Origin of the sequence: Streptomyces sp. SM11 (genome assembly GCF_002910905.1) — a bacterium.
Lineage (GTDB): Bacteria > Actinomycetota > Actinomycetes > Streptomycetales > Streptomycetaceae > Streptomyces.
On record NZ_NEUE01000194.1, the window covers coordinates 53,877 to 65,569 of the forward strand.

Here is an 11,693-nt window from a genome sequence, read left to right on the forward strand (position 1 = left end):
CGCAGTGCCTGACGCACTCACCCTGGGTTCCGCCCCTCGTCGATCCGTCGCGTTCGCGCCACCGCTCCCGGGCACACGGGAGCGACCACGCCATCAAACCAGCTTATGCGCCACTTCTGACACCGACTTGACGCCGCGGTCCGGCGGCACCCGGCCCCGTTGCCGTCAGTGTCCTTCGTACCGGTGGATCAGTGCCCCTCGCGCAGGTAGAACGGGCGTACTTTCTCCCGCATCCAGTCACCGACGAGGTCCTGGGCGACATCGAGCAGGACCAGGTTGACCGGCCAGGGCACCTGGACCCGGCCGAGCGCCCGGCCGATGGCGTCCATGGGGGCGCTCTGCCCCGCGCCGTCCCAGGTGGCGAACTCGACGCCGACGAAGAGGACCGGGTCGCCGCCCTCGATGCTGGCCAGGGCCCGGCGGGCGGTGCTCACCACGCCGGCGGCCTCGAACTCCTCGGACACGGCGGTGAGGAAGTCGACCGGGTCGTGCTGCCAGTCCGGCTCGAACAGCCGGACCCGGCCGCCGGTGGCGGGCCCGTCGAGGGCGGTGCGGCCGGCCCGGCAGAGCTCGGCGACGGCGGGCGGCGGAAGCGGTATGCCGACCACTCCGCCGGGGTTCACGGCGATGCCGACCTGCGGAGGCAGGCCCCGGGCGAAGTCGCGGGCGGGCGCGACGGCGAAGGACATGTGGCTGCCGACGCAGCTGAGGAACTGGGCCTCGGAGCTGAAGACGGGGACGAAGGCCGCACCGTCGATCTCCATCATCGGCAGGTCGAGGTCCGCGCTCGCGGGGCTGCCGCCGGCCGGCAGCGGCACCCAGACGGAGCTGCGGCCGAGCACCTCGACGAGGCGGCCGCCCGCGTCCGGGACGCCGAGCGAGGCCGACAGCACCTCTTCGAGCTCGTTGGCGGGCCACCCCTGCTGGGGGTGCGCCGGTGCGGGTGCCGGAATGTCCACTGCCTCTGTGCCCTCTCTCGACCGCCTCGGCCGCGCGCGGCGGCCGTCGTGCTCCGGCCAGCACCTTAGCCGTCAGCGGGCGGTGGGCGGGAAGGAGATCCGGCCGAGCGCCCCCGCGGCCACCCGGTCCAGCAGCACCGCGGAGGTGCAGCCGGCGGGCAGCAGCCCCTGTTCGGTGTCGCGGAGCAGCCGGGCCACCGCGTGCCGGTGGCGGGCGAAGGCGTAGCCGGAGACCCCGCGTCCGCGCTCGCGCTGCCCCTGCCGGGCCACCTCTGGCGTCACATCGAGCAGGATCAGATGGAGGGTGCGGCCCTGGCTCACGGCGTGCCGGGCGAGCCAGCGGCGTACCCAGGCCTGGGTGCCGCAGTCGTGCACGACGACGGATTCACCGGAGCGCAGGGCGTTCCAGAGACCGAGGTAGTGCGCGGCGCGGACCAGCGGGCGGTAGAGGGCGTAGGGAAGTAAGCGGGGCAGGGCCGCGGCCCAGCTGTCGCGGGTGTTCTGGGAGTCGATGGCACGGCCCTGCGCGGCCCGCCGGATGAGGGTCGATTTCCCGCTGCCGGGGAGTCCGGAGACCACGACGACGTCACCGGCGGTGAAATCGAGGCTGTACGGACCGTGGCAGGTGCTCCCGCGCAGGTCGCGTACCACCGGCGCGCTCTCTGCAAGCAGCTCCCGTGCGGGTGCGCCGGGCTGTGCGGGCATCGCGCCGTGCGCCACCCCCGCGGTCGGTACCGACCGCTGCAACGTCATCGCCCATCCCCCTGCCGTCGGGTCACCCGCACCTGCCCCTGAAGTGTAAAGAAAAGGCAATGCGGCACAACCGGCCTCGCCGTCTTCACCTGCGTGGGGACCGGACCCCCCACTCTCTCCCAATGCGTGCGATGATGACCCCGCCAAACTGCATACCGGCCGTTCGAATCCGCGCGGGAGAGTTCCGGCCACAGTGTGGGCCGGACGCCGAAGGAGCAAGATCCTCCCTTGAATCTCTCAGGCCCCGTACCGCGTGGATGAGGCAGATCTGAAAAGCGAGCCGCCCTGCGGCTCCACCCAAGGTGCAAGCCGAGCCCCCTGAACCAGGGCGCCCTCCAGGGGCACACCCCGTCGGGGGCTATCGGCGAACCTCTCAGGTTCCGATGACAGATGGGGAGGATTCGTCCTGACGTCGTCATGCCCTGGAGCCGTATCCATGAGCACTGCCCCCCGTCTTACCGCCCTCGACACGCTGCACCGCTCGCTCGGCGCCACCATGACCGACTTCGCGGGCTGGGACATGCCCCTGCGGTACGCGAGTGAGCGCGACGAGCACAACGCCGTACGCACCCACGCCGGGCTCTTCGACCTGTCGCACATGGGCGAGATCACCGTCACCGGACCCGAGGCCGCCGCCTTCCTGAGCTACGCGCTGGTGGGCAACATCGCCACCGTCGGCAACGGCCGTGCCCGCTACACGATGATCGTCCAGGAGGACGGCGGGATCGTGGACGACCTGATCGTCTACCGGCTGGGCGAGACCGAGGCCCCCGAATACATGGTGGTCGCCAACGCGGGCAACGCGCAGATCGTGCTGGACGCGCTGACCGCCCGCGTCGGGGGCTTCGACGCCGAGGTGCGCGACGACCGGGACGCGTACGCGCTGCTCGCGGTCCAGGGACCCGAGTCGCCCGCCATCATGAAGGCCGTCACCGACGCCGACCTGGACGGGCTGAAGTACTACGCGGGCCTGCCGGGCACGGTCGCCGGGGTCCCGGCGCTCATCGCCCGTACCGGCTACACCGGCGAGGACGGCTTCGAGCTGTTCGTCGCACCCGAGCACGCCGAGCAGCTGTGGCGCGCCCTGACCGAGGCCGGCTCGGCGCACGGCCTGATCCCGTGCGGCCTCTCCTGCCGGGACACGCTGCGCCTGGAGGCGGGCATGCCGCTGTACGGGCACGAGCTGACGACCGCGCTCACCCCGTTCGACGCGGGCCTGGGCCGGGTCGTGAAGTTCGAGAAGGAGGGCGACTTCGTCGGCCGCGAGGCGCTGCGGGCCGCCGCCGAGCGCGCCGAGACCGCCCCGCCGCGCAAGCTGGTCGGCCTGATCGCCGAGGGCCGCCGGGTCCCGCGCGCCGGCTTCCCGGTCGTCGCCGACGGCAAGGTGATCGGCGAGGTCACCTCCGGCGCCCCGTCCCCGACCCTGGGCAAGCCGATCGCCATGGCCTACGTGGACGCGGCCTTCGCCGCGCCGGGCACCGAGGGCGTGGGCGTGGACATCCGCGGCACGCACGAGCCGTACGAGGTCGTCGCGCTGCCGTTCTACAAGCGCCAGAAGTGATATCCCGGAAGAAACCGGTCCTTCTCAGCCGCACGCAGGCGTCACGGAAGTGACGTACCTCCGTCTCACACCGTAAGACCACCGTTCATCAGCACTCCCCCGCGTACAGGAGAATTCAGGTCATGAGCAACCCCCAGCAGCTGCGGTACAGCAAGGAGCACGAGTGGCTGTCGGCCTTCGAGGACGGCGTCGCGACCATCGGCATCACGGAGTACGCGGCCAACGCGCTCGGTGACGTCGTCTACGCCCAGCTCCCGGAGGTCGGCGACACGGTGACCGCGGGCGAGACCTGCGGCGAACTGGAGTCGACCAAGTCCGTCAGCGATCTGTACTCGCCGGTGACCGGTGAGGTGACGGCGGCCAACCAGGACGTCGTGGACGACCCCTCGCTGGTGAACTCCGCTCCCTTCGAGGGCGGCTGGCTGTTCAAGGTGCGCGTCGCGGAGGAGCCGGCCGACCTGCTCTCCGCCGACGAGTACACCGCGTTCTCCGGCAACTGAGACCTTAAGGGACCTACTGATGTCGCTTCTGAACTCCTCCCTCCACGAGCTGGACCCGGACGTCGCCGCCGCCGTCGACGCCGAGCTCCACCGTCAGCAGTCCACCCTCGAAATGATCGCCTCGGAGAACTTCGCTCCGGTCGCCGTCATGGAGGCCCAGGGCTCCGTCCTCACCAACAAGTACGCCGAGGGCTACCCCGGCCGCCGCTACTACGGCGGCTGTGAGCACGTCGACGTCGTCGAGCAGATCGCGATCGACCGGATCAAGGACCTGTTCGGCGCCGAGGCCGCGAACGTGCAGCCGCACTCCGGTGCCCAGGCGAACGCCGCCGCGATGTTCGCGCTGCTGAAGCCGGGCGACACGATCATGGGCCTGAACCTGGCCCACGGCGGTCACCTGACCCACGGCATGAAGATCAACTTCTCCGGCAAGCTCTACAACGTGGTCCCGTACCACGTCGACGAGAGCGGCATCGTGGACATGGAGGAGGTCGAGCGCCTCGCCAAGGAGTCCCAGCCGAAGCTGATCGTGGCCGGCTGGTCCGCCTATCCGCGTCAGCTGGACTTCGCCGCCTTCCGCCGCATCGCGGACGAGGTCGGCGCGTACCTGATGGTCGACATGGCGCACTTCGCCGGCCTGGTCGCGGCCGGTCTGCACCCCAACCCGGTGCCGCACGCCCATGTCGTCACCACCACCACGCACAAGACCCTCGGCGGTCCGCGCGGCGGCGTGATCCTCTCCACCCAGGAGCTCGCCAAGAAGATCAACTCGGCGGTCTTCCCGGGTCAGCAGGGCGGCCCGCTGGAGCACGTCATCGCGGCCAAGGCGGTCTCGTTCAAGATCGCGGCGGGCGAGGAGTTCAAGGAGCGCCAGCAGCGCACCCTGGACGGCGCGCGGATCCTGGCCGAGCGCCTGGTCCAGCCGGACGTCACCGAGGTCGGCGTCTCCGTCCTCTCCGGCGGCACCGACGTGCACCTGGTCCTGGTCGACCTGCGCAACTCGGAGCTCGACGGCCAGCAGGCCGAGGACCGGCTCCACGAGCTGGGCATCACGGTCAACCGGAACGCCATCCCGAACGACCCGCGTCCCCCGATGGTCACCTCGGGCCTGCGGATCGGCACCCCGGCGCTGGCCACCCGCGGCTTCGGCACCGAGGACTTCACCGAGGTCGCGGAGATCATCGCCGCCGCCCTCAAGCCGTCCTACGACGCGGACGACCTCAAGGCCCGCGTGGTGGCGCTGGCCGAGAAGTTCCCGCTGTACCCCGGCCTGAAGTAGCACCTGGCCTGCGGTTCCGCACGTTCGGGCGGGGCACCGCGCACACTGAACAGAGTGAGCGTGGTGCCCCGACCCGTGTCCCCCGCTCCACCTCTTGCCCAGCTTGCCCCGCGGGCCCCGCCCCGGCCCGTACCGCACCACCCGGCCCGTTCCCGCACCACCAGGCAGACAACGGCGTCTTCCAACCCCAAGGAGTACTCCCGTGGCCATCTCGGTCTTCGACCTCTTCTCGGTCGGCATCGGCCCGTCCAGCTCCCACACGGTGGGCCCGATGCGCGCCGCCCGGATGTTCGCGCGCCGCCTGAAGAACGAGGGCCTGCTCGCGCACACCGCCTCGATACGGGCCGAGCTGTACGGCTCCCTCGGCGCGACCGGCCACGGGCACGGCACGCCCAAGGCGGTCCTGCTCGGCCTGGAGGGCGAGTCGCCCCAGACCGTGGACGTGGAGTCCGCCGACGGCCGGGTCGAGGAGATCCGCAGCAGCGGCCGGATCAATCTGCTCGGCATGCACGAGATCCCGTTCGACTTCGACCAGGACCTGATCCTGCACCGCCGCAAGGCGCTCCCGTACCACGCCAACGGCATGACGATCCTCGCGTACGACACCGAGGGCGCCCCGGTCCTGGAGAAGACGTACTACTCGGTCGGCGGCGGCTTCGTCGTGGACGAGGACGCGGTGGCCGGGGAGAACCCGATCGTCCCGGACGACACCGTTCTGCGGCACCCCTTCCGCACCGGCGACGAGCTGCTGCGCCTGTCCCGCGAGACCGGCCTGTCCATCTCCTCGATGATGCTGGAGAACGAGCTGGCCTGGCGCACCGAGGCGGAGATCCGCTCCGGGCTGCTGGACATCTGGCGCGTCATGCAGGCCTGCGTCTCACGCGGCATGTCCCGCGAGGGCATCCTCCCCGGCGGCCTCAAGGTCCGCCGCCGCGCCGCGAACTCGGCCCGCCAGCTGCGCGCCGAGGGCGACCCGCAGGCGCACGCGATGGAGTGGATCACCCTCTACGCGATGGCGGTCAACGAGGAGAACGCGGCGGGCGGCCGCGTCGTCACCGCCCCCACCAACGGCGCGGCGGGCATCATCCCCGCCGTCCTGCACTACTACATGAACTTCGCGGCCGGCGGCTGCACCGAGACCGAGAAGGAGGACAGCGTCGTGCGCTTCCTCCTCGCGGCCGGAGCGATCGGCATGCTGTTCAAGGAGAACGCCTCGATCTCCGGCGCCGAGGTCGGCTGCCAGGGCGAGGTGGGCTCCGCCTGCTCGATGGCGGCCGGAGCCCTGGCCGAGGTCCTCGGCGCCTCCCCCGAGCAGGTGGAGAACGCCGCCGAGATCGGCATGGAGCACAATCTGGGCCTGACCTGCGACCCGGTCGGCGGCCTCGTCCAGATCCCGTGCATCGAGCGCAACGGCATGGCCGCGGTGAAGGCGGTCACCGCGGCGCGGATGGCGCTGCGGGGCGACGGCAGCCACAAGGTCTCCCTCGACAAGGTCATCAAGACCATGAAGGAGACCGGGGCCGACATGAGCGTGAAGTACAAGGAGACGGCGCGGGGCGGGCTCGCGGTGAACATCATCGAGTGCTAGACGGACAGGCCCTGACCAGCGCGTTTCCGTCTTCGGGCGCTGTCAGGGCCGTCCGTGCCGCCTGCGGCACCGCTCGCCCGCAGGGGCGTTACTTCGCCGCGTCCAGCGCGGCCAGGGCCTGCGCCCAGCCGACGTACTTCAGGTTCGCGAGGTCGGCCACGGTCTTGATGCCGAACGCCTCCTTGAGCAGGTCGCCCTGCCGGTCCGAGACGCCCTTGAGCGCCGACACCGGGGCCGCCAGCACCTCGGGCACGCTCTTGTCCGCCCAGGCCTTGTCCAGCACCTTGTCCAGATCGATCGAAGCCACGCTCGTCCCCTCCTCGTTCCGCGCTCCCCACGGAGCGCGCTCGTACTCCGGAGCCGCGCGGAGTTCCGCACCACCCCGCCGTGCTCTACAGCCATGTAGAGCATAGGAGAGAGGCGCGGGCCCGGCGGGCAGGGACAGGAGATCGGCCAGGATTGGCCAAAAGCCCACGTACCGCCCGCGGCGGGGATCAGTCGGCGACGGCGGGCTCGGCCGGGAGGTCGCGGACGCCCAGGCGCAGGTGTTCGACGTGGTAGAGGGCCTGGTCGAGGAGCTCGGCGACGTGATCGTCGTAGAGGGCGTAGATGATCGAGCGGCCCCGGCGTTCGCCGGTGACCAGGCCGAGATTGCGCAGCAGGCGTAGCTGGTGGGAGCAGGCGGAGGCTTCCATCCCCACGGCGCCGGCGAGGTCGCTCACCGAGCAGGGGCCCTCCTGGAGCCGGGCGAGGATGCGCAGCCGCGAGGGCGTGGCGAGGGCCTGGAGGGTGGCGGCGACGTCGGCGGCGCCGACCGCGTCGAGGCGTTCGCGGGTGGTGGCGCTGCTCCTGGCGTCTGCTCCGTGGCCCATACCGTCATCATACGCGTGATACATGAAGACCTGTTCATGTGTTCCTGTATGGTGAGCGTGTTGCCCGTCGTCCACCCGTGAAGGGTCGCTCCGCCATGTCTCCTGTCGTGGACCAACGGCCTGAACCGGCGACCGTCGGGACTCCGCGCCCGGTGCCGCCGAGGCGGCGTACGCGTCTCCTGGCGTTGCCGGAGGCTCGGTGGGCGCTGGCCTCCCTGGTGCTGTTCCTGCTGGCGCTCCCCGTGTATCTGCTGGGTGCTCCGGCATGGGCGTGGCCCGCTGTTCGCCGCCGGCTACGTCACCGGCGGCTGGGAGCCGGGGTGGGAGGGTCTCAAGGCCCTGCGGGAAAAGACGCTGGACGTGGACCTGTTGATGGTCGTCGCCGCGCTCGGCGCCGCCGCGCTCGGGCAGGTCCTGGACGGCGCTCTGCTGATCGTCATCTTCGCCACCTCCGGCGCCCTGGAGGCGGTCGCGACCGCCCGCACGGCAGATTCCGTCCGCGGCCTGCTCGATCTCGCCCCCGGCGTCGCGACCCGGCTCCGCGCGGACGGCACCGAGGAGACGGTGGACGCCGGACGCCTGGCGGTGGGGGACGTCATCCTGGTGCGCCCCGGTGAGCGGGTCGGCGCGGACGGGCACGTCCTGGACGGTGCGAGCGACGTCGATCAGGCCACGATCACCGGTGAGCCGCTGCCGGTGGCCAAGCAGGCGGGGGACGAGGTGTTCGCCGGCACGGTGAACGGCACCGGTGCTCTGCGGGTGCGCGTCGAGCGTGGTCCGGCGGACTCGGTGATCGCCCGGATCGTGAAGATGGTCGAGGAGGCCTCCGAGACCAAGGCGCCGACCCAGTTGTTCATCGAGAAGGTCGAGCAGCGGTACTCGATCGGCATGGTCATCGCCACCCTGGCCGTCTTCGGTATCCCGCTGGCCTTCGGCGACGAACTACGGCCGGCGCTGCTGCGGGCGATGACGTTCATGATCGTCGCCTCGCCGTGCGCGGTGGTCCTCTCCACCATGCCGCCGCTGCTGTCCGCGATCGCCAACGCGGGCCGCCACGGCGTGCTCGCGAAGTCCGCGGTCGTGATGGAGCGCCTGGGCCAGGTCGACGCGGTGGCGCTGGACAAGACCGGCACCCTGACCGAGGGCACTCCACGGGTCACCGGCGTCCTCCCCCTGCCCGCATCGGGCCTGGACGAGGACCGGCTGCTGGCCTTGGCGGGGGCGGCCGAACACCCCAGCGAGCACCCGCTGGCCCGCGCCGTCGTCCGGGCCGCCCGCGAACGCGGTCTCGCCCTCGCCGAGGCGGCCGGTTTCGTCTCCTCACCCGGGGCCGGCGTCACCGCGACCGTCGACGGCCGCACCGTCCAGGTCGGGTCCCCGGCCCGCCTCGCCGCCGGTGGCTCCGGCCTCGACGAAGCTGTCCGGTCGCTGGAGGACGGGGGCCGTACCGCGGTCCTCGTGCTCCGCGACGGCGCCCCGGTCGGCGTACTGGGCATCGCGGACCGGCTACGCCCGGACGCGAGGGCGACGGTGGCCGCGCTCACCGGACTGACCGGCCGCACCCCGGTCCTGCTCACCGGTGACAACGAGCGGGCCGCCCGCAGGCTGGCCGCCGAGGTCGGGATCAGCGACGTGCGCGCCGGGCTGCTCCCGCAGGACAAGGTCGCCGCCGTACGGGCGTGGGAGGCCGAGGGCCTACGGGTGCTGGTGGTCGGCGACGGCGTCAACGACGCACCCGCGCTGGCCGCCGCGCACACCGGTATCGCGATGGGCCGGGCCGGATCCGACCTCGCGCTGGAAACCGCCGACGCCGTCGTCGTCCGCGACGAACTCGCCACCGTCCCCGCCGTCGTGGCCCTCTCCCGGACCGCCCGCCGCCTGGTCGTCCAGAACCTGGCCATCGCCGGGACCTTCATCGCCGCCCTGGTCGCCTGGGACCTGATCGGCACCCTCCCCCTGCCGCTCGGCGTCGCCGGGCATGAGGGCTCCACCGTCGTCGTCGGCCTCAACGGCCTGCGCCTCCTGCGCGAGGCCGCCTGGCCCGGGCCCTTCGAGGACACCGCGTGAGTACCGCCCGGCCGTCCGCGCCGAGGTCAGTCCCCGACCCGGCCGGCCTGGAGCTGCCGGCCCTGGGTCGTCACCACCGCGACCGGAACCCCGTCGGGGACCTCTCCGCGGAGGTCGGTGAGGAGCCGGTCCAGCGGTGGCAGGTCGGCCGGTGTGCGCACGGAGATGTACAGCGTCCGGGAGTGCGCGTGTACGTCGGTGACCTGCGCGCCGGGCGTACCGGACAGCCAGGCGGTCGCGGCGACGGTGGTACGGGTGGTCCAGAGGTGGATCAGCACCGTCGCCGTGGTGTTGGCCGCGAGCACCAGGCCCACCGCGGCGAACAGCAGCCCGAGCGCCGCGTAGGCGCGGCGCGACGCGTGGGCCGGGCGTTCCTGGGCCCCGCCGAGCGCGGCGAAGACCACCATGCCGGCGAAGACCAGCGCGAGCAGGTTGGAGACGAAGAGCACCAGCGCGCCGAGCGCCAGCCACCAGGCTCCCTGCCCGGCGCAGACGCCGGCCACGACCAGCGGCGGCACCAGCGAGATGGCGATGGCCACGCCGGGCAGCACCGCCGCGACGTCCTTGCGGGACAGGGCGAGCGCCCCGGCGAAGCCGGTCGCCATGGCTGCCACCAGGTCCAGCAGGCCGGGTGAGGTCCGGCCGGCGATCTGGCTGTCCGACAGCAGATCGTAGTCGGCCGGTACGGCCAGCGAACCGACCGCTCCGACCGCCACCACCAGGAGCACCCCGGCGAGCACGAACCGGCCGGCCGAGCCGCGCCGGCCCTGTACGGCGCCGATGGCGATGCCCATGATCGGGGTGGACAGCGGCGCGATGATCATCGCGCCGATCACCGTGGCCGTGGAATCGGTCAGGACCCCGCCGGCCGCGATCACCGCGGAGAAGAACAACATGGTCCAGAACGCCGACTGCTTGGCGCGCGCGTCCCCGCACGTGAGGTCCAGGTCCTCGGCCAGTTCGGCCTGCGACCGCCGTTGCCGCTCCGGAAGCACCCAAGCGCGCAGTCCTGTGATCATCGTTTCAGTATCGGAGCCGGGTGCGGGCAGCGGCGGAAGCCACCCGCGGGGCGTCAGCCGTTCGGCTCAGCGCGGCACCCGGGCCGCACCTCCGGCGCCGTCGTCACCTGTGGCTCCAGCACCGGCCACCCGCATGTGTGCGGCATCCGCTACCGCCCCCCGTTGTGTTCTTCGCGGTCCTGCAAGAGGGCCGCTGGCCTCCGGGCCCGGCATGACTGTGTCCCCCTATCGAACGGATGACCTGGGGGGGGTGGTGTCACCGGGCCCGAGGGGTGTTCGTCGGAGACGCTGATCAGAGGTCCGGCCACCGTCCGGTCCGGCGCAACGCCGGACAGCTCGCGGGCGGCAGGTCTGCATAACATGGATGCGCGAGCACGACACCCGAGCCGAGGCCGGCACCGTCAACACCCCTGGAAGGAAACGATGTTCCAGATCGAAGACGTGGGCGTGTTCCACGGCCTGGACGTCGGCAAGTCCGCGCACCACGGCCACGGACTCACCCCGGCCGGGAAGAAGTTCTTCGACAAGCCGCCGCCCAACAGCGAGCCGAAGCTGCGGGCCGTGTTCGACAAGCTGACCGCGAAGTTCGGCACCGTCCTGGTCATCGTGGACCAGCCCGCCTCCATCGGCGCCCTGCCGCTGACCGTCGCCCGCGACGCCGGCTGCCGCGTCGCCTACCTGCCCGGCCTGGCCATGCGCCGGATCGCCGACCTCTACCCCGGCGAGGCCAGAACCGACGCCAAGGACGCGGCCGCCATCGCCGATGCCGCGCGGACGATGCCGCACACCCTGCGCTCCCTGGAACTGACCGACGAGATCACCGCTGAGCTGACCGTGCTGACCGGCTTCGACCAGGACCTCGCCGCCGAGGCCACCCGCACCAGCAACCGGATACGCGGCCTGCTCACCCAGTTCCACCCCTCCCAGGAACGCGTCCTGGGACCGCGTCTGGACCACCACGCCGTCACCTGGCTCCTGGAGCGCCACGGCTCCCCGGCCGCCCTGCGCAAGGCCGGCCGCCGCAGACTCGTGGAGCTGATCCGCCCGAAGGCCCCGCGCATGGCCCAGCGGCTGATCGACGAGGTCTTCGACGCG

General features: G+C 71.9%; 10 protein-coding genes, 1 pseudogene and 1 riboswitch. Of the genes and pseudogenes, 6 read left to right on the forward strand and 5 right to left on the reverse strand.

The window, feature by feature from the left end; genetic code table 11:
* Positions 1–188: 188 nt before the first annotated feature.
* Both B9S58_RS18385 and B9S58_RS18390 read right to left on the reverse strand, forming a co-directional pair.
* Positions 189–959: an enhanced serine sensitivity protein SseB gene (locus B9S58_RS18385; protein WP_103533221.1), complete on the reverse strand. Its 771-nt coding sequence runs from the start codon at positions 957–959 to the stop codon at positions 189–191.
* 72 nt (positions 960–1,031) lie between these two features.
* Positions 1,032–1,712 (reverse strand): AAA family ATPase, encoded by a 681-nt coding sequence (locus B9S58_RS18390; protein WP_103533222.1) that lies wholly within the window; start codon positions 1,710–1,712, stop codon positions 1,032–1,034.
* Between the two features lie 164 nt (positions 1,713–1,876).
* A riboswitch (glycine riboswitch) is annotated at positions 1,877–1,974 on the forward strand.
* A gap of 174 nt (positions 1,975–2,148) precedes the next feature.
* On the opposite strand from B9S58_RS18390, the gene gcvT reads away from it, so the two are divergent.
* The 4 genes from gcvT to B9S58_RS18410 all read left to right on the forward strand — a co-directional run bounded on the left by gcvT (position 2,149) and on the right by B9S58_RS18410 (position 6,640).
* Positions 2,149–3,273 carry a glycine cleavage system aminomethyltransferase GcvT gene (gcvT, locus tag B9S58_RS18395; RefSeq protein ID WP_103533223.1) on the forward strand — a complete coding sequence of 375 codons (1,125 nt, stop codon included), beginning with the start codon at positions 2,149–2,151 and terminating at the stop codon, positions 3,271–3,273.
* Between the two features lie 122 nt (positions 3,274–3,395).
* Positions 3,396–3,773 carry a glycine cleavage system protein GcvH gene (gene gcvH / locus B9S58_RS18400; protein ID WP_103533224.1) on the forward strand — a complete coding sequence of 126 codons (378 nt, stop codon included), beginning with the start codon at positions 3,396–3,398 and terminating at the stop codon, positions 3,771–3,773.
* Between the two features lie 19 nt (positions 3,774–3,792).
* The gene (gene glyA / locus B9S58_RS18405) at positions 3,793–5,052 is read left to right on the forward strand and encodes a serine hydroxymethyltransferase (RefSeq protein WP_103533225.1); all 1,260 of its coding nucleotides are present in this window, start codon (positions 3,793–3,795) and stop codon (positions 5,050–5,052) included.
* Between the two features lie 202 nt (positions 5,053–5,254).
* The gene (locus B9S58_RS18410) at positions 5,255–6,640 is read left to right on the forward strand and encodes an L-serine ammonia-lyase (RefSeq protein ID WP_103533226.1); all 1,386 of its coding nucleotides are present in this window, start codon (positions 5,255–5,257) and stop codon (positions 6,638–6,640) included.
* 88 nt (positions 6,641–6,728) lie between these two features.
* On the opposite strand, the gene B9S58_RS18415 is transcribed toward B9S58_RS18410, so the two are convergent.
* Together B9S58_RS18415 and B9S58_RS18420 are read right to left on the reverse strand one after the other, a co-directional pair.
* A complete protein-coding gene (locus B9S58_RS18415; RefSeq protein WP_103533227.1) occupies positions 6,729–6,947 on the reverse strand; it encodes a hypothetical protein in 219 nt (72 codons plus the stop codon).
* 187 nt (positions 6,948–7,134) lie between these two features.
* Positions 7,135–7,512 (reverse strand): metalloregulator ArsR/SmtB family transcription factor, encoded by a 378-nt coding sequence (locus B9S58_RS18420; RefSeq protein ID WP_103533228.1) that lies wholly within the window; start codon positions 7,510–7,512, stop codon positions 7,135–7,137.
* A gap of 95 nt (positions 7,513–7,607) precedes the next feature.
* Here B9S58_RS18420 and B9S58_RS18425 point away from each other — a divergent pair.
* A pseudogene (locus tag B9S58_RS18425) lies at positions 7,608–9,579 on the forward strand (heavy metal translocating P-type ATPase).
* Positions 9,580–9,605: 26 nt separating this feature from the next.
* Here the strand turns inward: B9S58_RS18425 and B9S58_RS18430 are convergent.
* Positions 9,606–10,598: a DUF389 domain-containing protein gene (locus tag B9S58_RS18430; protein ID WP_103533229.1), complete on the reverse strand. Its 993-nt coding sequence runs from the start codon at positions 10,596–10,598 to the stop codon at positions 9,606–9,608.
* Positions 10,599–11,021: 423 nt separating this feature from the next.
* Here B9S58_RS18430 and B9S58_RS18435 point away from each other — a divergent pair.
* A partial coding sequence (locus B9S58_RS18435) for a transposase (protein ID WP_146063528.1) occupies positions 11,022–11,693 on the forward strand: 672 nt, incomplete at its 3' end.